Source organism: Imtechella halotolerans (assembly GCF_028743515.2).
Classification (GTDB): Bacteria; Bacteroidota; Bacteroidia; order Flavobacteriales; family Flavobacteriaceae; genus Imtechella; species Imtechella halotolerans.
The window spans coordinates 2,442,633-2,463,862 of the sequence record NZ_CP117969.2; the positions used below are offsets into that span (position 1 = coordinate 2,442,633).

A 21,230-nucleotide genomic window follows, 5' to 3' on the forward strand; every position below is an offset into this window, starting at 1 on the left:
ATTTTTTATGAATGATGGTAACGCGTTTCTATGTTTAACTTTGCAAATCGACGAAACATCTCCATGACACCACAGTATTTCTCTATTGACAAATCTACAGCTCGTTGCAATTTTTTTTCATCTAAGTTCCTTCCTTTAAAATGATATTCAATGGTAACTGTATGATAATATTTCGGATGTTCTTCAGTTAGCTCGGCAACAGTTTTAATAAAAAATTCATCAACCTCCAGTTTCATTTTTTTCATCAGAGATGCTACATCAAGACCACTACACCCTGCCAAAGCAGATAGCATCAATGCTTTAGGGCGTAACCCTTCTCCATCACCGCCATCCTCAGGTGCAACATCTATATATAATTCTCCTGCTGGATTTGTTGAATGAAATTTCATATTCCCTTCCCAAGTAGTAATTACTTCGTGTGTCATAAACTTATTTTTTATTTTCTCAAATTTACGGATTATTTCCGCTATACTAAACGATGCCTTTATTAACACTTATGGCTCTTGTTGAAACCTAAAAAAACTATAAAATTAGAACTTTCTCTCTTCAAGAATCCTATTTAGGATAACAGCATTTTACAGGAATACCCAGACCACATAAAGAGATTTATTCAAATTTTTTAAAAGGGAACAACCCTACCTTTAACTATTTACTAAATGATTCGGCAAAATAAGAGAAAGCATCAATAAATTTAAAATATGGATTCAAACCAATAATAGCAATCTAAGTGTTTTTTGGTCAAAGACATCTATTTTGTTCATATGAATAATTTCTAAATTCCCAAAAGGAGCGATTCCATCATCTCCTTCCAAAAAAATTATTTTTTACCAGCAACAACAGCAACAATTTCTCCCTTTGGAGGTTTGACTTCAAAATGTGATAGAACCTGGGCAGCGGTCCCTCTTACCGTTTCTTCGTGCAATTTAGAAAGTTCCCTAGAAACTGAAACTTGTCTATCAGATCCAAAATAATTCACAAATTCTCCAAGGGTTTTCACCAGTTTGTGTGGTGACACATAAAAAATCATTGTTCGAGTTTCTTCAGAAAGAAACAAAAATCGCGTTTGCCGTCCCTTTTTTTCAGGTAAAAATCCTTCAAAAACAAATCGATCATTTGGTAGACCACTATTTACCAATGCCGGAACAAAAGCAGTTGCTCCTGGCAAACATTCCACAACTACACCATTCTCAACACAGGCTCGTGTGAGTAAAAAGCCTGGGTCAGAGATTGCGGGTGTACCAGCATCACTAATTAACGCTATGGACTCTCCACCTTGCAAACGACGCACTAGATTCTCCACCGTTTTATGCTCATTATGCATATGGTGACTTTGCATTGGAGTGTTAATTTCAAAATGCTTAAGGAGTTTACCACTTGTGCGGGTATCTTCAGCCAAAATAACATCAACCTCCTGAAGCACTTTGATGGCCCTAAAAGTCATATCGTCCAAGTTACCAATAGGAGTTGGGACGATGTATAATTTACTCATATATTAATTTAGAAAAGGATTTATTCCACCAAAATCAACTCCCATAATTATCCAACAAGGAGTCATTTATTCAATTAAACTTATGCTCAATAATTGTCAGAAAACGGGATTCATATTCTTCCTTCCCAGCCCAATGGTTGTAATCCGGCTTAACCATATCACTTAAAAATGACACCGCCTCATCATAAGTTCTAAGTGTATTTAATTGTGATAGCACTCTATTATAATCCACATCACTTCCATCAAATAGATGTTTAACAAATGCAATTCTATCATTAAGCCCAACATGAATACCGGGTTTAAGTTTATCATTTAGTGATATAAGCTTTGAGTCTACGTGTACTTCTTTTCTAGTATGCGAATCTTGAACAAGGGTTTCTTCTGATTTTTTCTCAAAAACGGGCTCAGGTAATATTTCTGATAGGATATCATCCAACGTCTCTGTTTCTGGCATTTCAATGACCATCTCATTAATTGTATCCATTAATGGTACTACAATATCCTCTTCATGAGGATTATTTTCAGGGACATCTTTATTACCCGAAATCACCTGTTGTGCAATCTCCTCAAATTTCGTTACTACATCACTTTTACCAATGGTAGGTTGTGCTTGTCCAAAATGCTCTTCAACAAATTTTAATATAGTTAGCCTCTCATAAAGCACTTTAACTTCCTGTTGTAGGGCATTAATATCTTCCTTTCCTTTTAATTTAAGAATTCGATGTGCTATACTTATGAGATCAGATTCCAATTTTTTCTTCATTGTTTATAAATTTTGATAGGCATGCACATTGGTTTTTGATAAATTTGTCCGAGATTTATACCAAGTGAACCCTCTGTTGGGTTTTCGTCTTGAAAATTACAAAATGTTTCTCGAAAATACCGTTAATCATAAAGAACAATTTGGGTGGATAGAAGTAATTTGTGGCTCAATGTTTTCGGGCAAGACCGAAGAATTGATTCGCAGATTGAAACGCGCGCAATTTGCCAAACAAAAAGTGGAAATTTTTAAGCCTGCCATTGACACGCGTTACAACGAGGAAATGGTAGTTTCCCACGATGCGAACCAAATACGCTCTACCCCTGTACCGGCTGCGGCTAATATACGTTTATTAGCAGACAGCTGTGATGTTGTAGGTATAGATGAAGCTCAATTTTTTGATGATGAAATTGTCTCTGTTTGTAACGACTTGGCTAACAAAGGTATTCGTGTCATTGTTGCAGGGTTAGATATGGATTTTAAAGGAAATCCTTTTGGCCCCATGCCTGCGCTTATGGCTACTGCCGAATATGTAACAAAAGTACATGCGGTTTGTACCAGAACAGGTAATCTCGCGCAATACAGCCACCGAAAAGCAGCTGGAGACAAACTTGTTATGCTAGGCGAAACTGATGCTTATGAACCACTTAGCAGGGCCGCTTTTTATAAGGCAATGCTTAAAGAAAAGTTACATAAGTTGGATGTTACCGACCCGCAAGAAATTCCCTCTAAACCCGATTCTGAAGAACATGTCAAAGGTTTGTGAAACCGTACTCGAAATTGATTTGCGTGCATTAAAACGCAATGCTACTTACTTAAAAAGTAAGCTTCAGCCAGATACTAAATTTTTGGCTGTTGTTAAGGCCTTCTCTTATGGCAACGACTCTGAATTTATAGCATCATATCTAGAAAAAGAAGTAGGTGTAGACTATTTTGCAGTAGCATATACCTCAGAGGGAGTAGCTCTACGAAAGGCAGGAATAAAATCACCAATCCTAGTACTACACCCGCAAAGTATTAATTTTGATGAACTAATAGCATTCAAATTAGAACCTAGTATTTATTCATCCTTTGTACTTAACGCTTTTATAGCAGAGGCTGAAAAGAAAGGATTGAATAAATATCCTATACATCTGAAATTTAATACTGGATTAAATCGACTAGGATTTTCAAAATCGGAAATTAGCTATGTTGTCGGTCGACTGAATGCAAGTTCCAGTGTTTATGTACATTCGATATTTTCTCACCTGGCAGCTTCTGAAGATATGAATGAGATTGAGTTTTCGAAAAAACAGATAAATTGCTTCGTTGAAATGGCGCAAAATTTAGAAAGTAAAATTGGATATAATTCCTTATGGCATATGTGTAATACTTCCGGAATTCTTAATTATCCAGAAGCTCATTTTAATATGGTGAGAAGTGGTATTGGTTTATATGGCTTTGGGAACGACCCTAAATTCAACTCATTTTTCACGCCCATAGGAAGTCTTAAAACCATAATTTCACAAATCCATGAAGTTTTACCTGGAGAGAGTCTTGGATATAATCGAGGATTTATTGCTCATAAAAAAACTAGATCAGCAACCTTACCTTTAGGACATGCCGACGGCATAGGAAGACAATACGGTAATGGTAAAGGTTATGTAATTATTAATCATAAAAAGGCACGCATTTTAGGTAATGTTTGTATGGATATGCTTATGGTAGATGTTACAGATATTACTTGCAAAGAAGGAGATGAAGTATTAGTTTTTGGATTGGATCCAACTGCTGAAGATTTAGCAGCAACTACTGGAACCATTTCGTATGAACTTATTACAGGTATTTCTCAACGAGTTAAACGTGTATTTATAACCTAACTTTATTTACATTCAAAGCATTGAATTTTTGCAAAAATTATTAAATTTAGAATTGTACTAACTAAATTATTTACAGACATATGGGATTCTTCAAAGACTTTAAAGCCTTCTTACTGAAAGGCGACATTGTAAATCTAGCTACAGCAGTTATTGTCGGTGGCGCATTTGGCAAAATTGTAAGTTCGTTTACAAACGATGTTCTAATGCCTCCTATTGGAATTTTATTAGGCGGAGTGGATTTTTCCGATCTTAGTATTCAACTTAAAGAAGCCGTTGGTGAAACACCAGCAGTAACAATCAACTATGGTTCCTTTATTCAAACTGTTATTGATTTTGTAATTATAGGCTTTTGTATTTTCATTGTTTTAAAAGCCTACGAGCGTACTCAGAAAAAAGATGAACCAGCTCCAGTTGCACCTTCAGGACCCACCCAAGAAGAATTACTAACAGAAATTCGTGACATATTAAAGAATAAATAATGAAGTTAGTGTCCTGCTTCACTTCCTATTCTTAATAGATTTATACTAAACCACACCATTAGCGTGTGGTTTTTTATTGTTATAAATTTCACTTATTGTTATATTTTTATGTGTTTTATATTTTTAGCATTAATGATTGGAATTAATAGTTACTTTTGCAACATATAAATTAAAAAAATCATGAGAGTAGCTGTTGTAGGTGCCACCGGAATGGTGGGCGAAGTAATGCTGCAAGTTCTTGCAGAACGCAATTTTCCAATTACAGAACTAATTCCTGTTGCTTCTGAAAGATCGATAGGAAAGGAAATTAATTTTAAGAACACATCCTATAAGGTTGTTGGGCTAGCTCAAGCGGTTTCATTACGTCCTGATATAGCACTATTTTCAGCCGGGGGAACTACATCATTAGAATGGGCTCCAAAATTTGCTGAGGCTGGCACAACAGTAATTGATAATTCTTCCGCTTGGAGAATGGATCCTACAAAAAAATTAATTGTTCCTGAAATAAATGCATCTCTACTTACCTCTGACGACAAAATAATAGCAAACCCCAATTGTTCTACTATCCAAATGGTTCTGACGCTGGCTCCATTACATGCTCAGTACACTATAAAACGAGTAATTGTATCAACCTACCAATCGATCACAGGAACTGGAGTAAAAGCTGTTGAACAGTTGGAAAATGAGTACGCAAACATTAAGGGGGAAATGGCTTACCACTACCCAATACATCGAAATGCCATACCTCAATGTGATGTCTTTGAGGATAATGGTTATACCAAGGAAGAGATGAAGCTTGTTCGAGAAACACAGAAAATCCTAAACGATCGTAATATTGCTGTTACAGCAACAGCCATTCGCATACCTGTAGTTGGTGGACATAGTGAATCTGTAAATATTGAATTTACTTCCGATTTTAAATTAGATGAAGTACGATCAATACTTCATAATAGTCCAGGAATTACCTTACAGGATAACCCAGACACCCTCACCTACCCTATGCCTATATATGCACAAGGTAAAGATGATGTATTTGTTGGTCGCTTACGAAGAGATGAATCTCAACCGAATTCACTTAATATGTGGATCGTTGCTGACAATCTAAGAAAAGGTGCGGCAACAAATGCAGTACAAATAGCAGAATACCTGTTGAATCAATCTTTAGTTTAACACTTATCTGATTTGAATAAAAAAAGGGGGACTTGCTTTAAGTTCCCCTTTAGTTGTTTGACTAGCTACAATAATATAAACAATTAATTCATGTTTATCACACTTTAGGCAATTCATTCAATTTAATGATAAAAACTTACTAAATGAAAGAAAAACTAATAGTTCGTTTAACATTTCGAATAATTAAATTGCTTTACTAGCAAACTTTACATCATTTCATGAACTTATTGCAAATATATTCGTAAATATATTCATTAGTTTATGAATATTAACATAATATTATAATATTTTTTATTTTTTTTCATACTTTCATTCAGCAATCTCGATTAAACCTAGAGAAGTTTGTCTTTAAAATATTTGTTAAATAGTTCTAATTACCTATTTTCTTCATCTCATTTAATTTATTTTTGATTATAATCTACTTGGGGCCATTACCCAACTAGCGCAACCTTTTCTTCTAAACTCAATGTCTTGTTTATGAAAAATTCTTTAATTCCTATAAGTTGTTTATTACTCATGATCTCATGTAATACTATTTCCCAAAAAAAAATAGATTCAATTTCGTATCCTGAAACCAAAAAGGTTGATTCAACAGACCATTATTTTGGCACAGAAATTAAAGACCCTTATAGGTGGCTTGAAGATGATCGAAGTGAAGAAACTGCTTTATGGGTTAAAACCCAAAACAAAATTACTTTTGGATACCTGAACCAAATACCCTATAGAAATGCTTTAAAAGAACGATTAGAAAAACTTTGGAATTACGAAAAATTAGGTTCTCCATTTAATGAAGGAAATCACACTTACTATTTCAAAAATGATGGCCTACAGAACCAAAGCGTCCTATATAGAAAAAACAACAATGGAACTGAGGAAATATTCCTTGATCCAAATACATTTTCATCTGATGGCACAACTTCACTTGGGGGGATTCATTTCTCTAAAGACGGCTCCCATTTAGCCTACACCATTTCTGAGGGCGGTAGTGATTGGCGTAAGCTTATTGTAATGAAAACATCCACTAAAGAAATAGTAGGAGACACACTTACTGATATTAAATTTGGTACAGTTTCATGGAAGGGAAATGAAGGTTTCTATTACTCTAGTTACGATAAACCAAAAGGAAGTGAACTTTCTGCCAAAACAGATCAACATAAACTTTATTTTCATACACTTGGAACTCCTCAAAAAAATGACATCTTAATCTTTGGTGGAACAATTCAAGAAAAGCATCGTTATGTAGGGGGTACCGTCTCTCATGATGAAAGGTATTTATTCATTTCAGCTTCGATTTCAACTTCTGGAAACAAGCTATTCTTAAAAGATTTAACTAAACCAAATAATCCTTTAATCACCATAGTAGATCATGTTGATTCAGATACATCTGTTCTAGACAATATAGACTCAAAACTATATATAGTCACCAATCTAGATGCCCCTAACAAACGAGTAGTAACGGTAGACGCTTCAAATCCTTCACCTGAAAATTGGGTGGATTTTATACCTGAAACTAAAAATGTACTTACGCTATCAAGAGGAGGTAATAACTTCTTTGCTCACTATATGGTAGACGCCATCTCTACAGTCAAACAATATGACTATCAGGGTAATGAAATACGTGAAGTTAAATTACCAGGAATGGGTACCGTTTCAGGATTTGGCGGTAAACGTGATGAAAACTTCCTTTACTATTCATTTTCCAACTACGCAACCCCAGGAAGCATATACAAATACAATATCCTTGATGGAACTTCTCAAGAATACTGGTCTCCAAATATTGATTTCAATAGCGATCACTATGAGTCAAAACAGGTGTTTTACACTTCCAAAGATGGCACAAAAGTTCCAATGATGATAACCTACAAAAAGAACCTAAAACTTAATGGGAAAAACCCAACTATTCTGTACGGTTATGGTGGATTTAACGTGCCTTTAACCCCGTCTTTCAGTATTGCCAATGCAGTATGGCTAGAACAGGGAGGAATTTATGCAGTACCTAACTTAAGAGGAGGAGGAGAATATGGAAAGGAATGGCATGATGCCGGAACTAAAATGAAAAAACAAAATGTCTTTGATGATTTCATTGCGGCTGCGGAATTCCTTATTGATAATAAATATACTTCTTCTGACTACTTGGCAATTCGCGGGGGATCTAATGGAGGATTACTTGTAGGAGCTACGATGACTCAACGGCCTGATCTAATGAAAGTGGCACTCCCTGCTGTTGGAGTTTTAGATATGTTACGCTACCACACCTTTACTGCAGGAGCCGGATGGGCGTATGACTACGGAACTTCTGAAGACAGCAAAGATATGTTTGAATACTTAAAAGGATATTCACCAGTACATAACGTAAAACAAGGAATTTCCTATCCAGCCACATTAATTACTACAGGAGATCATGATGATCGTGTTGTACCAGCTCATAGCTTCAAATTTGCTGCTGAACTTCAAGAGAAGCAATCTAGCCCAAATCCAACACTTATTCGAATTGATGTAAATGCGGGTCACGGAGCAGGAAAACCTGTAAGTAAAACTATTGAAGAAACAGCTGATATATTCGGATTTACTTTGTACAATATGGGATATGAAGAACTTCCTAATACTTCAGTAGGCAACAAAATAAAAGGATAAAAGATAGAATCCGTATCTTTGTTACAGCCATACATTTTGTATGGCTTTTTTTATAAAAACCCTATGCTTAGTATTCAAAATATTTCATTTTCTTATAACAATACTCCTGTTCTGAATCAATTGTCTTTAGACATTATTCCTGGTGAGCATTTATCGATTATAGGAGCCAGTGGATGTGGAAAAAGTACACTATTAAAACTAATTTATGGATTGCTCACTCCTTCTGACGGAAATCTCTATTGGAATGAAAAGAAACTATTAGGTCCTGACTTCAATATTGTCCCTGGGGAAGATGACATGAAATACTTAGCTCAAGATTTTGGTCTAATGCCCTTTATCACCGCATCAGAAAATATTGGGAAGTATTTATCCAATTTTTATCCGATTAAGAAAAAAAAACGCATATTTGAATTATTGGAAATGGTAGGGATGGCAGAATATGCAAACGTAAAAGCTCAATTCCTAAGTGGTGGACAACAACAAAGAATCGCTCTTGCTCAAGTACTGGCACAAGAACCTAAAGTTCTCCTTTTAGACGAACCCTTTAGCCATATTGACAACTTTCAGAAAAACACCCTACGTCGTGATTTATTTCATCATTTGAAATCTTCTAAAATCACCTGTTTGGTAGCCACTCATGATGCAACCGATGCGCTTTCATTTGCTGATAATGTTTTGGTTCTTAAAGATGGAAAAAAAATAGCCTATAACACCCCAAAAGAACTCTATTTAAATCCAGGCAGCACCTATACAGCTTCGCTATTTGGAGATGTTAACACCATAGATGCTCAGCTGTTTTTTCCAGATAGGAAAGGCTTTCTGTGGATATATCCACATCAATTAAAAGTAAAAGAAGACAGTAAACTTCGAGTAAAGGTTCTAGATAACTACTTTTCAGGAAATGGATACTTAATAAAAGGTATTTCAAAAGGTAAAATTCTATTTTTTTTACACCATACCTCAATCCCTTCCGGCTCTGAAACAGGACTCTGCTTAAATAGATAGTCTAAATTATTCTTTGCTTTTATGTTGATAATTAACCTCCCCACCATGTAACACCATTTGACGTACAACCCATTGCTTTCGACCTTGTATATAGGCCGAAGGGGGATGAGCTTTATATCTCAAAGGACTTGGTAAAATAGCAGCTATAGCCGCAGATTCCAAACGACTAAGTTTAGAAGCAGGTTTTTTAAACCAATACTGCGATGCTGCTTCAGCTCCATAAATACCTGGCCCCATCTCTATACTATTGAGATACACCTCCATAATACGTTCTTTAGACCAAAAAACCTCAATTAATATAGTGAAATATCCTTCAAGACCTTTCCGTACCCAACTCCTATGAGGCCATAAAAAAACATTCTTAGCTGTTTGTTGGGTAATAGTACTAGCTCCTCTTATTTTTTGACCTTTTCTATTATAATCCATAGCCTTCTGTATGGCCTTCATATCAAATCCAAAATGTTTGGTAAAATTTTGGTCTTCGCTACAGATTACCGCCAGCTCTAAATGATCCGAAATCTCATCCAGAGAAACCCAATCATGTTTCCACTTTAATTCATTACCTTTTATAAATTGCTGTCCCGTTCTAATAAACATAAGGGATGTAAATGGGATGGGAAGAAATCGAAAAACCAAGACTAAACCTAGTGATATTCCAAAAAACCACAGAATACATTTCCGTATCCATTTAATAATACGCCCCATCTCTATTTTTCTAAAGCTGCCAATTGATTTCCTATGCGAGTACCAATTGCGACTCCCATTCCACCCAATCTTACTCCACAAAAAACATTGGTAGAAACCTTCTTCACAATAGGCCTTTTCTCATGTCCCACACCCATAATACCACTCCATCGATGCTCAATATCGAAATGTATATTAGGCAATATTACACTCCTTAGTATCTGTTCTAGTCGATTTTGAATAAGTGCAGTTTGCGAAAAGTCTGTAGTTGTTTCCCCAGGAATATCTAAATTTCGTCCTCCCCCAAATAAAATTCTATTATCTATATTTCTAAAGTAATAAAACCCTTCTTCAATGTGAAAAGTACCTTTAACAGCCAAATTCTCTATTGGTTTAGTTATCAATACTTGGGCCCTTGCAGGAAGAACGTCCTCAACTCCCAATTCAGCAGCAAATCCATTGGTTGCAATAAATAGTTTTTTGGAAGAGAACTCGTATACATTAGTATGAATAACAACCCTATCCCCAAGATCATCAAAAGTATCTACCCAAACACTGTTGAATATTTTAATATTAGCAGCATATGCTTGCTTTAATAAACTATCCATCATTCTACCAGTATCCAATTGACCTTCAAAGGCATTTGTAATATAATAGTCTTGAACATTATGAAATCCAAATACATTTTCCCGAACAGCATACACTTCTTCCTTGAAGTAAGGTTTAAGCACTTTATTTATACGCGGAATGTTCTCCAAACAAGCTTCATAGAAATCCGGGTTAGACTTCATAAAAATTTCATGCCCTCCATACATCTGAAAATCCAATGCATGATCGCCAACTCTAGCCCTCAATTCTTTAAGTCCCTCCCAGCGTAAGGTAGCCAATTCTAATACTTCTTCTTCTGTATGTTGATTGAGATCTTTCAATAATTCAGATAAACTTCCAAAACATGCAAATCCAGCATTCTTTGTACTTGCCCCCTGAGGCAATATACCTTTCTCTAGAATCACAATACGAGCAGCAGGATAACGCTCCCGTAAAGACAAGGCACAATTTATACCAACAATTCCACTACCGATAATTGCAAAATCAATATCAGTAAGCCAATGTTTAAGTTCCCAATAGCTGAAATTCATAAATCCGAATTTGATATAGTAAGTTAAGAAAAACTCATCAAAGATACGTTTGGAAATTCTAAATTTTACATGGCATATAAAAAAGCCCCTAATTACTTAGGGGCTTTTTTATTTATTCTTCTGTTACAGGTTCCATTTTGAAACTCTCCATAAACTTGGTTGTATAATTACCAGCTACATAATCTGGATTATCCATTAGTTGACGATGGAAAGGAATAGTAGTTTTAATTCCTTCAATTACGAATTCATCTAAAGCACGCTTCATTTTGTTAATAGCCTCTTCTCTAGTTTGAGCAGTTGTTATCAATTTAGCAATCATAGAATCATAATTAGGTGGAATTACGTATCCACTATAAACATGGGTATCTAGACGCACCCCATGACCCCCAGGAGCATGTAAGGTATTTATTCTCCCAGGTGACGGGCGAAAATCATTATAAGGATCTTCGGCATTAATACGACATTCTATGGAATGTAATTTAGGAGTATAATTCTTGCCTGAGATAGGTACTCCTGCTGCAACTAAAATTTGCTCTCTAATCAAATCATAATCAATCACTTGCTCTGTAATAGGATGCTCAACTTGAATTCGAGTGTTCATTTCCATAAAATAGAAATTACGATGCTTGTCAACCAAAAATTCTACTGTTCCTGCACCCTCGTACTTTATAAACTCAGCAGCTTTTACTGCTGCCAACCCCATTTGATTACGGAGTTCTTCAGTCATAAAAGGTGAAGGTGTCTCTTCGGTAAGTTTCTGGTGACGTCTTTGCACTGAACAATCGCGTTCAGACAAGTGACAAGCTTTCCCGTATTGATCTCCAACAACTTGTATTTCAATATGACGAGGTTCTTCAATAAGCTTTTCCATATACATGCCGTCATTACCAAAAGCTGCTCCAGCTTCTTGTTTGGCACTTTCAAAAGCTTTTTCAATTTCTTCTTCTTTCCAAACAGCACGCATTCCCTTTCCTCCACCACCTGCCGTAGCTTTCAGCATTACAGGATAGCCCATTTCTTTTGCTAATTTTTTAGCCTGATCTAATGATTCCAGAAGACCCTCTGACCCAGGTATAGTTGGAACTCCAGCAGCTTTCATTGTAGCCTTTGCTGTCGCCTTGTCCCCCATCTTATCGATCATTTCGGCAGAAGCACCTATGAATTTTATACCATGCTCCGCACAAATTTTGGAGAATTTAGCATTCTCAGAAAGAAAACCATACCCTGGATGAATTGCATCTGCATTCGTGATTTCTGCCGCTGCAATTATATTAGGAATTTTCAAATAAGAATCCTTACTCGCTGGTGGCCCAATACATACTGCTTCATCGGCAAAGCGAACGTGCAGACTCTCTGCATCGGCAGTGGAATATACTGCTACCGTCTTTATTCCCATTTCTCGACACGTACGTATTACCCGTAGTGCTATCTCACCTCTGTTGGCTATTAATATTTTTTTAAACATCTTGGCTGAATTAAAAATTACACATTCCTAGCTTCCTTTGACCTAGTTGGTCATCAAGGAAGTGCTTTTCGGAATTTTTAATGGATTAAGACGGATCTACCAGGAACAAAGGTTGATCGAACTCCACTGGAGAAGCATCGTCAACTAAAACTTTAACTATTTTACCAGTTACCTCAGCCTCAATTTCATTAAATAGCTTCATAGCCTCAATAACACACAATACATCACCCTTAGAAATAGTGCTACCTACTTCAACAAATGAAGGTTTATCAGGAGATGGCTTACGATAGAAGGTACCAATAATAGGGGATTTAATTGTTATTAATTTACTGTTTTCGTCAGCAACAGGAGCTGACTCTACAGGAGCTGCAGCTACAGGAACTGCTTGAGGAGCAGGCTGAGCCACAGGAGCTGACATAGGTACATGTTGAATATAGGTAGTTTCCGCTTTTACCTCTTCTCCTGCTGTTTTTATAGTAATTTTAAAATCGTCCATTTCAAGCTTTACTTCACTTGCGCCGGACTTGGCTACAAATTTAATCAGGTTTTGAATATCTCTTAAATCCATGATAAGTAATTAGTTTGTTAGTTTTTATTTGTATCGTAAGCCCATTTCAAATAGATAGCACCCCAAGTAAATCCGCCTCCAAAAGCTGCGAATACGAGATTATCTCCTTTTTTGAGCAAATGTTCGTAATCATTCAATAACAACGGTAATGTAGCTGAAGTCGTATTTCCATACTTCTGAATATTAATCATCACCTTCTCTTCCTCAAGCCCCATTCGGTGAGCAGTGGCATCTATAATTCGTTTATTGGCCTGATGAGGCACCAACCACTGAACCTCATCTTTTGTAAGGTGATTGCGATTCATGATTTTCTCAGCCACATCGGCCATGTTGGACACAGCAAATTTAAATACAGTCTTCCCATCTTGAAAAACAAAATGTTTCTTATTCTTAATGGTATCCTCAGAAGGGGGTAATATAGATCCACCAGCTTCAATCTTAAGAAATTCTCGACCAATACCGTCACTGCGTAAATATTCATCCTGCAAACCCAATCCCTCATTATTAGGCTCAAATAATACAGCACCTGCTCCATCTCCAAAAATAATACAGGTGGCCCTATCAGTATAATCTAAAATTGAAGACATTTTATCAGCACCAATCAACAAAACTTTCTTATATCTTCCAGCTTCAATATAACTGGAAGCAGTAGACATTCCATAGAGGAAACTTGAACAAGCAGCTTGCAAATCATATGCAAACGCATTTAAAGCTCCGATTTCAGATGCGACATATGCAGCTGTAGCCGCTACCGGTAGGTCAGGAGTAGCAGTTGCTACAATAACCATATCTATTTCTAGGGGATCTAGTTGACTTTTACTAATAAGATCTTGAGCTGCCTTTATAGCCATAAAAGAGGTTCCTTTACCTTCTCCCTTAAGAATTCTTCGCTCCTTAATACCTGTACGGGTTGTTATCCATTCATCATTGGTATCCACCATCGTTTCCAAAAGCTGATTGGTCAATACAAAGTCTGGCACATAAGCGCCTACAGCAGTAATTGCAGCTGTTGTTTTGCTCATAATTTAAAAAATAAATGTTTTGCCTAAAAAGTATAAAACAGTGGCAAAATTAGATGAAAAATACTAAAATTAATCGATTTTTAACCTAAAAATGCATTTTTCGAGTGTTTTCTGTAGTATTTCAAACAAAAAACTCTCACCTTCGTGAGAGTTTAAATGTATTACTACGTATTGATTATGCTACGTTCTCAGCAGTGTTATCAATTAACACTTGTCCACGGTAGTATAATTTTCCTTCATGCCAGTGAGCTCTGTGATAAAGATGCGCCTCTCCAGTTGTAGGATCAATAGCTATTTGCGGAACAGACGCCTTATAATGCGTTCTTCTCTTATCTCTTCTCGTTTTTGACGTTTTTCTTTTAGGATGTGCCATTGTTCAATCTTATTTATCCGTTAATAGTTTTCTAAGTGTATTCCAGCGAGGATCTATTTCCTCGGTTGCTTCTTTAGTATCCTTTTCTTTAGGTTGTAATTCTTCGAGTTTTTGTAATATATCCGAGGAAAGTGTACCATCTTTTATGCCTGGATGAATCCGTTTGGCTGGAATTGACAACACAATCATCTCATAAATGTATTGTGCCACATTTACTTGATGCTCCCCATGGGGAATTATCAACAATTCCTCATTTTCATCATTAAACTCCTCTCCAAACTTTACAACCAAATGCAATTTCCCTTTAACCCCTAGATCAAAAGGTTCATTGGTTAGATCGCAAGCTACATTTACTGTTCCTCTAGAACTAAAATCCAGTTCCAACAAAGTAGATTTTTTTTCCAGCACTAATTGAACTGAAATATGCGCATCTTCAAATCCCTCGTATTCAAACAACTCAAAGAACTTGGCATCGATGTCAAACTGAAATGAGTGCTTCCCTTGTTTCAATCCCACAAAAGGGATATCATACTGCTTGAACTTTTTCATTTTCTATTTCAGATTTTCGAGCCTTACCATACAAAAAGGCGGGTGCAAAGATATAAATTTTTAAATATCCAATACTGAATTATCAACATTTTTTTGTTTATATCTTATGACTTAATTTCTTTAATGGCTTTTGACTCAATTGTTCGTATTCGTTTCTATTTCTGTAAATTGCTATTGCTTCATACAATGCTTTTTGGAAGGAGCTATGGTCGGCAATTCCTTTACCTGCAATATCATAAGCTGTACCATGGTCTGGAGAAGTTCTGACACGATTTAAACCAGCTGTAAAGTTAACTCCTTGACCAAAAGACAATGTTTTAAACGGTATAAGACCTTGGTCGTGATAGGCTGCAACAACAGCATCAAACTTAGTATACGCTTCTGTTGCGAAAAAACTATCAGCACTATAGGGACCAAAAACCATTTTACCCTGAGAAAAAAGTTTTTCAATGGTAGGTTTCATTACCTTATCATCTTCTTCCCCAATAACTCCATTATCTCCGCTATGCGGATTGATACCTAACATTGCTATCTTAGGACGCCCAATTCGGAAATCTCTAATAAGGGAATCATGTATACTATTTACCTTTTGAGTAATCCTCTTTTCTGTAATATGTCTTGAAACATCTTTAACAGGAACATGATCAGTAAGAAGACCTATACGCAACGAATCACTTACCATAAACATAAGACTTTCACCTTGCAACTCTTTTGCCAAATAATCAGTATGCCCCGGAAATTTAAATTCGTCTGTCTGAATATTTTGTTTATTTATAGGTGCTGTAATCAAAACATCTATCTCTTCACTCTTTAGTGCTTCAACAGCAGCTTTGAAAGACAAAAGAGCAAACTTACCTGATTCAACCGTAGGCTTCCCGAATTCAGTATTAGGAGTTTCTTTCCAACAATTCAACACATTTAATTTTCCTTCAATTGCCTGTGAAATTTTATCAATGCCATTAAATGATGTCGGACTGTTAAAATGCTTTTTCTGAAAAGAAATTGTTTTATTTGATGCAAAGACAATAGGGGTACAAAATTCTAGAACACGAGCATCTTCAAAAGTTTTAAGAATAAGCTCAATCCCTACTCCATTCATATCCCCTATAGAGATTCCTACTTTAATATGTGACGGGTGTTTCATAAGTGTTATGGTTGCCTGAAATTTGAATAGATATAAGACCCTCTTTAATAGGGCTCAGCCCTCAGTAATATTTCGTAATTTTACCCTGCAAAAGTAATTAATTTAATTGACACTTATGTTTACCGGAATTATTGAGACACTGGGAACAGTTACCAAACTTGAACAAGAAGGAAGTAATCTTCATCTTACTATACAAACGCCATTGGCCTCTGAACTTAAAATCGACCAAAGTGTTGCTCATAATGGGGTCTGCCTCACTGTAATCGCTATTAATGACGATAGTTATACTGTCACCGCCATCGAAGAAACATTATTAAAGACTAATTTAGGAAATCTTGCACCTGGGGATTTAGTGAATCTGGAACGTGCAATGAAACTTGGAGATCGTTTAGATGGGCATATTGTCCAGGGACATGTAGACCAAATTGGAGAGTGTATTGCCATTAGGAAACATGAAGGAAGTTGGGGCTTTACATTTCAATATAATCCTGCTCTTGCTAATGTTACTATTGAAAAAGGTTCCATAACTGTAAATGGTGTAAGTCTCACTGTTGTAGATTCGGAAAAGGATCGCTTTAGTGTTGCAATTATTCCTTACACCTATGAACATACAAATTTTCAGAATTTGAAAATTGGAAGTACAGTTAATTTGGAATTTGATGTAGTAGGAAAGTATATTGGAAAACTCTACGGGCTCTATGCTTAAAAAATAAGTCCCTATTTACATTATCTACAATAAAAACCTAGCTCAATTCTAGTATCAAAAATCACGTGTAAGTAGGCAACTTTGAAAAGTTTACAACTTAATATGATGGAAATCCTTTTAAAAGTACTTATAAATCAAATACAATCAGTATCACATCGCGGACATTTTCCTTTACTACAATTTGGCTCGTGGTCTTCGTATTGACCTTAGATTGATTGGAAAGGGATTGTTAATAAAAAATTCACACCCATTTTTCATCAATTAGAGTGTTTTAAAAACAGAACAAACAATGCGCTTTTTCTTTTGGGATAAAACACTAATAGTGCTATTCTTTTTAGGAAACCACTTCCTTTTCTTATAAAAATTAATAGGTCGATAAAAAAGTCACACCATAAATCGAATTCAAAATCATGCACCGGAGATGTGACCTTTTTAATCCAATTGGGTCTAAAAGTAAAATAAAGCTGTATTGATAATTTCTGTGTTAAAAAATGAATGATTTTATTAGCGATGAAGAGTTGGTTTCACAGATAGCAAGCTCTAGTGATTCACAGTCGTTTGCCATACTTTACGATAGATACTCCAATACTGTATACAACAAATGTCTTTCATTTGTTAAATCAAAAGAAGAAGCACAAGATATCACTCATGATATTTTCATAAAACTCTATTTCAAATTGTCCTCTTTTAAAGGAAATGCTAAATTCTCTACATGGCTATATTCATTTACCTATAATTTTTGCGTAAACCATGTTCAACGTGTGGTAAACAAAAAAAGTGAAGCAATACATCCTTTAGCAGACCAAACAACACTTGCCGATATTGAGGAGATTGAAGATAGTACCATTTTAGAAATGAAGGCTGACATTTTAATGAAAGCACTTGACCTTATGGATGTAAATGATAAAATGATATTGCTTATGAAATACCAAGACGAAATGTCCATCAAAGATATAATCGACACTTTGGAAATTGGTGAGAGCGCTGCAAAAATGCGCCTTAATAGAGCTAAAGCAAAACTAACAACCATATATAAAAGCTTAAACTAATGGAAAATCCTTTCAAACAAATCATCAGGGATGAGAAACTTCCAGAACTGCTAAAGCAGCGTGTGGTTGACGATATTGCCTTGATTAAGCTTTGGCTTGAATTTGCCGACTTGTTTGCAATTCAAGTACCAGACTCCCTTAACGAAATTATTAAATCTATTCAAAAAGATAAATAACACTTAACAAAATACCTTTATGTATCTTCTATCATCACATTTAACACAACACATTAATCTAGATCTATTTAACTCTTTAATGCAAAACCTATACGAGTTTCTACCTATTGCTTTAGGTATAATTGTTTACATAATGGTCGCTTGGATTACTGTTAGAATTATTGTTTTTTCTCTTAGAAAAATACTGAAGGTTACGCGACTCGAGCATTTGAGTAATAAGCTTAATGATAATGATATCCTACGAAAATCAGGAATAACATTTAACCTAACGCCTATTGTAACAACTCTTGCCAAATGGTTTTTAGTGACTTTGGCCATAGTCATAGGAGCGGACATTTTCGGCCTGTCATATGTGTCAATAAAAGCAGGAGAGGTTATTAACTATTTTCCTAAAATCGTCATAGCCATAACCATTTTGGCTTTTGGATTTCATGTCGCCAGTATTGCTAGAAAGAATATCGGAAATGTCCTAACTGCTTTCAAAATAGCAGGATCAAAAATAATAGGAGGGATTCTCTTTTATGGAATTGTATTTATAACAATTATTACCTCATTAGCGCAAGCAGGTATTGACACCTCATTACTCACTAACAATTTTATTGTATTACTTGGAGCTGTCCTTTTTACAATTTCTCTTGCGATTGGTTTTGGCGCAAAGGATATAGTTCATAAACAATTACTGGTTTTTTATACTCGTAAAAACCTTTCCATAGGCCAAATAATAACTATTGGAAATACTTCAGGAAAAATTATTGCAATAGATCATATCACACTTACCATTGAACTTGATTCAGGAGATAAAAAGATGTTTCCAATTGAATTTATATCCGAACAAGAAGTCATCATTCATAAATAGATTGCAAGGCGTCCAATGATTGGAATTTTTTAAAATAAATCTGATATTTTTTGTGACTTTTCCAAAGTTTTGGTGTCATACAATAAAAGCTCAAAAATGAAAAAGAGATGGTTATTATTTTGATGTGTTTATTGCTTATCGCCTTAGTTATTATTGTTACTCTTTCTTGGATTGACTACAGACAAACAAAAAACATTTATAAAAACTTAAATGCTGATAAAGACAAAAAAAGAGTAAAAGAACCCATAAAAGAAAATTCTAAAATTAATTATTTGGTATAAAGATATTTTAAAAAGATAGCGACTCCTCCAAAAGTTAAAACAGTCGCTATCTTTTTAAATTAAAATCAATTTATTCTTTCAATATCCACATTGTGGCATTTATTGAATCCTCACCTAAATATTGTCTAGAAAGAGCTTCAGTTAAATTTAAAGCATTGTTAATTGATTCATCTGCCGGATACATCCATCGTTGTGGAATACGTCCGTTATTAAGAATTCCAGATCCATCATCATTAAATATGGGAAATCCTGTACGTCTGTTTTCAAAGAAAGGTTGCCATCCAGAGTTCATGAACATTGCTAATAGTTACCTAACTATTTAACACATTTGTATTCCTTAAAATTCCATGAATTAAATCGTCACCTTTTTCCAATTACCTCTTTTATATAGGATATAACCCGCAATTGAAATGCCTGTTTCTGCAATAGGCACTGCCATAAAAACACCTGTAGGACCCCAGTTCATATAAAGAGCCAGCACATACGCCAATGGTATTTGAAACAACCAAAAACCAACAAAATTAATTTTAGTAGGCGTCCATGTATCTCCCGCACCATTAAAAACGTTTACAAGAACCATCCCGATACCATAGAACACAAAACCCAAGCTCATAATTTGTAACGCTTCTACAGCAACGGTAAGCACAATAGGGTCATTTGTGAAAAACTTAAGTATATAAGGTGCGAAAATTAAATTTACAACCATAATACATGCCATAAAAAAAACATTAAAACGGGCTGTTGTTATTACCGATTTTTCAGCGCGTTCCCATTGCTGGGCACCTAAATTTTGGCCCACCAAAGTTGCAGCTGCACTGCTTAATCCCCAAGCTGGAAGAATAAAAAACATCATTATGCGCAAGGCAGTTTGATATCCGGCAGATCCGGTATCACCACCAGTAACTGCAACTAAATTAGCCATAAATATCCAACTGCATGAAGCTATTACAAATTGCAATACACCCGGAGCAGCTATTTTCGCTATTGATCTAATATACTCTTTGTCTGGAATAAAATAAGACAGAGTAATTTTCAAAATACCTTTACCATTAAAAAGATGGTAAAGTTGATAAACCACACCAACACTTCTTCCAATTGTAGTTGCTATGGCTGCTCCTGTAAGCCCATATGCTGGAATTGGTCCAAAACCATTGATGAGAATCGGATCTAAAATAATATTACAACCATTGGCTAACCACAGACTCTTCATAGCAATAGAAGCATTACCTGCCCCTCTGAAAATTCCATTAATCAGAAATAAGAGCATAATTGAAATACTCCCCCCCATCATTATACGTACAAAGTTTGTACCATAGACGGCAGCTTCATTGGAAGCCCCCATCCAAATAAGTATTTGAGTAGCATACACTATCCCAAAAACACTTAATACAGTATTAATCACCATTGCGATTAAAATGGCCTGCACTCCAGCTTTTGAAGCCTGTTCTGGTTTTTTCTCTCCAATGCGCCTTGCCACTACGGCCGTTGCAGCCATACTAATACCTATAGCCAGAGAATAAATTATAGTAAGAACCGATTCTGTAAGACCAACTGTTTGTACAGCAAAACTACTATTCTCTAAATGTCCTACAAAATACAAATCCACTAGTGCGAAAACAGACTCCATTGCCATTTCTAACACCATCGGAATAGCTAATAAAATAACCGCTTTTTGAATTGGACCTCGAGTATAGTCATAACCTTCAGTCCCGTTTAGTGCTTCTTTAATTAATTTATATATTGAAGATATTTTTGAAGAAAATAATCGCATGATTGAATTGATTGAAATAATGAAAAGTATAATAACTATAACCACCCCCCT

The 21,230-nt window shown here is 35.5% G+C and carries 23 protein-coding genes; 10 read left to right on the plus strand and 13 right to left on the minus strand.

Translation table 11 applies throughout. The features are described from left to right. Positions 1 to 5: 5 nt before the first annotated feature. The 3 genes from PT603_RS10995 to PT603_RS11005 form a co-directional block, all read right to left on the minus strand. The gene (locus tag PT603_RS10995) at positions 6 to 425 is read right to left on the minus strand and encodes an OsmC family protein (protein WP_008236528.1); all 420 of its coding nucleotides are present in this window, start codon (positions 423 to 425) and stop codon (positions 6 to 8) included. Positions 426 to 817: 392 nt separating this feature from the next. Beyond that, the gene (gene rsmI, locus PT603_RS11000; RefSeq protein ID WP_008236526.1) at positions 818 to 1,489 is read right to left on the minus strand and encodes a 16S rRNA (cytidine(1402)-2'-O)-methyltransferase; all 672 of its coding nucleotides are present in this window, start codon (positions 1,487 to 1,489) and stop codon (positions 818 to 820) included. A 70-nt stretch (positions 1,490 to 1,559) separates the two neighbouring features. After that, positions 1,560 to 2,252, minus strand: coding sequence for a DUF8457 domain-containing protein (locus PT603_RS11005; protein WP_008236525.1), 693 nt, complete (start codon positions 2,250 to 2,252; stop codon positions 1,560 to 1,562). Between the two features lie 103 nt (positions 2,253 to 2,355). Between PT603_RS11005 and PT603_RS11010 the strand changes: the two genes are divergently transcribed. The 6 genes from PT603_RS11010 (at position 2,356) to PT603_RS11035 (ending at position 9,396) form a co-directional block, all read left to right on the plus strand. Continuing rightward, positions 2,356 to 3,015, plus strand: a complete 660-nt coding sequence (locus PT603_RS11010) for a thymidine kinase (RefSeq protein ID WP_040488543.1) — start codon at positions 2,356 to 2,358, stop codon at positions 3,013 to 3,015. Next, the gene (gene alr / locus PT603_RS11015) at positions 2,999 to 4,108 is read left to right on the plus strand and encodes an alanine racemase (protein ID WP_008236521.1); all 1,110 of its coding nucleotides are present in this window, start codon (positions 2,999 to 3,001) and stop codon (positions 4,106 to 4,108) included. Before PT603_RS11010 ends, alr begins: the two co-directional genes overlap by 17 nt. A gap of 80 nt (positions 4,109 to 4,188) precedes the next feature. Beyond that, positions 4,189 to 4,587, plus strand: coding sequence for a large-conductance mechanosensitive channel protein MscL (gene mscL, locus PT603_RS11020; protein WP_008236520.1), 399 nt, complete (start codon positions 4,189 to 4,191; stop codon positions 4,585 to 4,587). A gap of 180 nt (positions 4,588 to 4,767) precedes the next feature. Next, positions 4,768 to 5,757: an aspartate-semialdehyde dehydrogenase gene (locus tag PT603_RS11025; RefSeq protein ID WP_008236518.1), complete on the plus strand. Its 990-nt coding sequence runs from the start codon at positions 4,768 to 4,770 to the stop codon at positions 5,755 to 5,757. Between the two features lie 477 nt (positions 5,758 to 6,234). Next, a complete protein-coding gene (locus PT603_RS11030) occupies positions 6,235 to 8,391 on the plus strand; it encodes a prolyl oligopeptidase family serine peptidase (protein WP_008236516.1) in 2,157 nt (718 codons plus the stop codon). A 63-nt stretch (positions 8,392 to 8,454) separates the two neighbouring features. Then, a complete protein-coding gene (locus PT603_RS11035) occupies positions 8,455 to 9,396 on the plus strand; it encodes an ABC transporter ATP-binding protein (RefSeq protein ID WP_008236514.1) in 942 nt (313 codons plus the stop codon). 6 nt (positions 9,397 to 9,402) lie between these two features. On the opposite strand, the gene mtgA is transcribed toward PT603_RS11035, so the two are convergent. From mtgA to pdxA, 8 genes are all read right to left on the minus strand, one after another. Continuing rightward, complete coding sequence (gene mtgA / locus PT603_RS11040) at positions 9,403 to 10,101, minus strand: monofunctional biosynthetic peptidoglycan transglycosylase (protein WP_008236513.1); 699 nt, start codon at positions 10,099 to 10,101, stop codon at positions 9,403 to 9,405. A 2-nt stretch (positions 10,102 to 10,103) separates the two neighbouring features. Beyond that, positions 10,104 to 11,219 (minus strand): NAD(P)/FAD-dependent oxidoreductase, encoded by a 1,116-nt coding sequence (locus tag PT603_RS11045; protein WP_008236511.1) that lies wholly within the window; start codon positions 11,217 to 11,219, stop codon positions 10,104 to 10,106. A 112-nt stretch (positions 11,220 to 11,331) separates the two neighbouring features. Further along, positions 11,332 to 12,684, minus strand: a complete 1,353-nt coding sequence (gene accC, locus PT603_RS11050; RefSeq protein ID WP_008236509.1) for an acetyl-CoA carboxylase biotin carboxylase subunit — start codon at positions 12,682 to 12,684, stop codon at positions 11,332 to 11,334. Between the two features lie 85 nt (positions 12,685 to 12,769). Beyond that, a complete protein-coding gene (accB, locus tag PT603_RS11055; RefSeq protein ID WP_008236507.1) occupies positions 12,770 to 13,252 on the minus strand; it encodes an acetyl-CoA carboxylase biotin carboxyl carrier protein in 483 nt (160 codons plus the stop codon). Between the two features lie 17 nt (positions 13,253 to 13,269). After that, positions 13,270 to 14,274, minus strand: a complete 1,005-nt coding sequence (locus PT603_RS11060; protein WP_008236501.1) for a beta-ketoacyl-ACP synthase III — start codon at positions 14,272 to 14,274, stop codon at positions 13,270 to 13,272. A gap of 175 nt (positions 14,275 to 14,449) precedes the next feature. Next, positions 14,450 to 14,647, minus strand: coding sequence for a 50S ribosomal protein L32 (rpmF, locus tag PT603_RS11065; RefSeq protein ID WP_008236499.1), 198 nt, complete (start codon positions 14,645 to 14,647; stop codon positions 14,450 to 14,452). A gap of 9 nt (positions 14,648 to 14,656) precedes the next feature. Further along, positions 14,657 to 15,196 carry a YceD family protein gene (locus PT603_RS11070; RefSeq protein WP_008236498.1) on the minus strand — a complete coding sequence of 180 codons (540 nt, stop codon included), beginning with the start codon at positions 15,194 to 15,196 and terminating at the stop codon, positions 14,657 to 14,659. A 97-nt stretch (positions 15,197 to 15,293) separates the two neighbouring features. Then, a complete protein-coding gene (pdxA, locus tag PT603_RS11075; protein ID WP_008236496.1) occupies positions 15,294 to 16,340 on the minus strand; it encodes a 4-hydroxythreonine-4-phosphate dehydrogenase PdxA in 1,047 nt (348 codons plus the stop codon). A gap of 115 nt (positions 16,341 to 16,455) precedes the next feature. Here pdxA and PT603_RS11080 point away from each other — a divergent pair, with 115 nt between their 5' ends. The 4 genes from PT603_RS11080 (at position 16,456) to PT603_RS11095 (ending at position 19,127) form a co-directional block, all read left to right on the plus strand. Continuing rightward, positions 16,456 to 17,046 (plus strand): riboflavin synthase, encoded by a 591-nt coding sequence (locus PT603_RS11080; protein ID WP_008236493.1) that lies wholly within the window; start codon positions 16,456 to 16,458, stop codon positions 17,044 to 17,046. Positions 17,047 to 17,537: 491 nt separating this feature from the next. Then, positions 17,538 to 18,095, plus strand: a complete 558-nt coding sequence (locus tag PT603_RS11085; protein ID WP_008236491.1) for an RNA polymerase sigma factor — start codon at positions 17,538 to 17,540, stop codon at positions 18,093 to 18,095. Next, a complete protein-coding gene (locus PT603_RS11090; protein WP_193365552.1) occupies positions 18,095 to 18,271 on the plus strand; it encodes a hypothetical protein in 177 nt (58 codons plus the stop codon). The genes PT603_RS11085 and PT603_RS11090 overlap by 1 nt, the downstream gene beginning before the upstream one ends. A gap of 19 nt (positions 18,272 to 18,290) precedes the next feature. Next, positions 18,291 to 19,127: a mechanosensitive ion channel family protein gene (locus tag PT603_RS11095; RefSeq protein ID WP_008236487.1), complete on the plus strand. Its 837-nt coding sequence runs from the start codon at positions 18,291 to 18,293 to the stop codon at positions 19,125 to 19,127. Positions 19,128 to 19,478: 351 nt separating this feature from the next. Here the strand turns inward: PT603_RS11095 and PT603_RS11100 are convergent, their stop codons facing one another. Together PT603_RS11100 and PT603_RS11105 are read right to left on the minus strand one after the other, a co-directional pair. Next, complete coding sequence (locus tag PT603_RS11100; RefSeq protein WP_081483474.1) at positions 19,479 to 19,706, minus strand: SusD/RagB family nutrient-binding outer membrane lipoprotein; 228 nt, start codon at positions 19,704 to 19,706, stop codon at positions 19,479 to 19,481. A 54-nt stretch (positions 19,707 to 19,760) separates the two neighbouring features. Beyond that, positions 19,761 to 21,179 (minus strand): MATE family efflux transporter, encoded by a 1,419-nt coding sequence (locus PT603_RS11105; protein WP_008236485.1) that lies wholly within the window; start codon positions 21,177 to 21,179, stop codon positions 19,761 to 19,763. Positions 21,180 to 21,230 lie beyond the last annotated feature (51 nt).

Coding starts and splice junctions, on each gene's coding strand:
- PT603_RS10995 (WP_008236528.1), bottom strand. CDS start 425: ATGACACACGAAGTAATTACTACTTGGGAAGGGAATATGAAATTTCAT.
- rsmI (WP_008236526.1), bottom strand. CDS start 1,489: ATGAGTAAATTATACATCGTCCCAACTCCTATTGGTAACTTGGACGAT.
- PT603_RS11005 (WP_008236525.1), bottom strand. CDS start 2,252: ATGAAGAAAAAATTGGAATCTGATCTCATAAGTATAGCACATCGAATT.
- PT603_RS11010 (WP_040488543.1), top strand. CDS start 2,356: ATGTTTCTCGAAAATACCGTTAATCATAAAGAACAATTTGGGTGGATA.
- alr (WP_008236521.1), top strand. CDS start 2,999: ATGTCAAAGGTTTGTGAAACCGTACTCGAAATTGATTTGCGTGCATTA.
- mscL (WP_008236520.1), top strand. CDS start 4,189: ATGGGATTCTTCAAAGACTTTAAAGCCTTCTTACTGAAAGGCGACATT.
- PT603_RS11025 (WP_008236518.1), top strand. CDS start 4,768: ATGAGAGTAGCTGTTGTAGGTGCCACCGGAATGGTGGGCGAAGTAATG.
- PT603_RS11030 (WP_008236516.1), top strand. CDS start 6,235: ATGAAAAATTCTTTAATTCCTATAAGTTGTTTATTACTCATGATCTCA.
- PT603_RS11035 (WP_008236514.1), top strand. CDS start 8,455: ATGCTTAGTATTCAAAATATTTCATTTTCTTATAACAATACTCCTGTT.
- mtgA (WP_008236513.1), bottom strand. CDS start 10,101: ATGGGGCGTATTATTAAATGGATACGGAAATGTATTCTGTGGTTTTTT.
- PT603_RS11045 (WP_008236511.1), bottom strand. CDS start 11,219: ATGAATTTCAGCTATTGGGAACTTAAACATTGGCTTACTGATATTGAT.
- accC (WP_008236509.1), bottom strand. CDS start 12,684: ATGTTTAAAAAAATATTAATAGCCAACAGAGGTGAGATAGCACTACGG.
- accB (WP_008236507.1), bottom strand. CDS start 13,252: ATGGATTTAAGAGATATTCAAAACCTGATTAAATTTGTAGCCAAGTCC.
- PT603_RS11060 (WP_008236501.1), bottom strand. CDS start 14,274: ATGAGCAAAACAACAGCTGCAATTACTGCTGTAGGCGCTTATGTGCCA.
- rpmF (WP_008236499.1), bottom strand. CDS start 14,647: ATGGCACATCCTAAAAGAAAAACGTCAAAAACGAGAAGAGATAAGAGA.
- PT603_RS11070 (WP_008236498.1), bottom strand. CDS start 15,196: ATGAAAAAGTTCAAGCAGTATGATATCCCTTTTGTGGGATTGAAACAA.
- pdxA (WP_008236496.1), bottom strand. CDS start 16,340: ATGAAACACCCGTCACATATTAAAGTAGGAATCTCTATAGGGGATATG.
- PT603_RS11080 (WP_008236493.1), top strand. CDS start 16,456: ATGTTTACCGGAATTATTGAGACACTGGGAACAGTTACCAAACTTGAA.
- PT603_RS11085 (WP_008236491.1), top strand. CDS start 17,538: ATGAATGATTTTATTAGCGATGAAGAGTTGGTTTCACAGATAGCAAGC.
- PT603_RS11090 (WP_193365552.1), top strand. CDS start 18,095: ATGGAAAATCCTTTCAAACAAATCATCAGGGATGAGAAACTTCCAGAA.
- PT603_RS11095 (WP_008236487.1), top strand. CDS start 18,291: ATGTATCTTCTATCATCACATTTAACACAACACATTAATCTAGATCTA.
- PT603_RS11100 (WP_081483474.1), bottom strand. CDS start 19,706: ATGTTCATGAACTCTGGATGGCAACCTTTCTTTGAAAACAGACGTACA.
- PT603_RS11105 (WP_008236485.1), bottom strand. CDS start 21,179: ATGCGATTATTTTCTTCAAAAATATCTTCAATATATAAATTAATTAAA.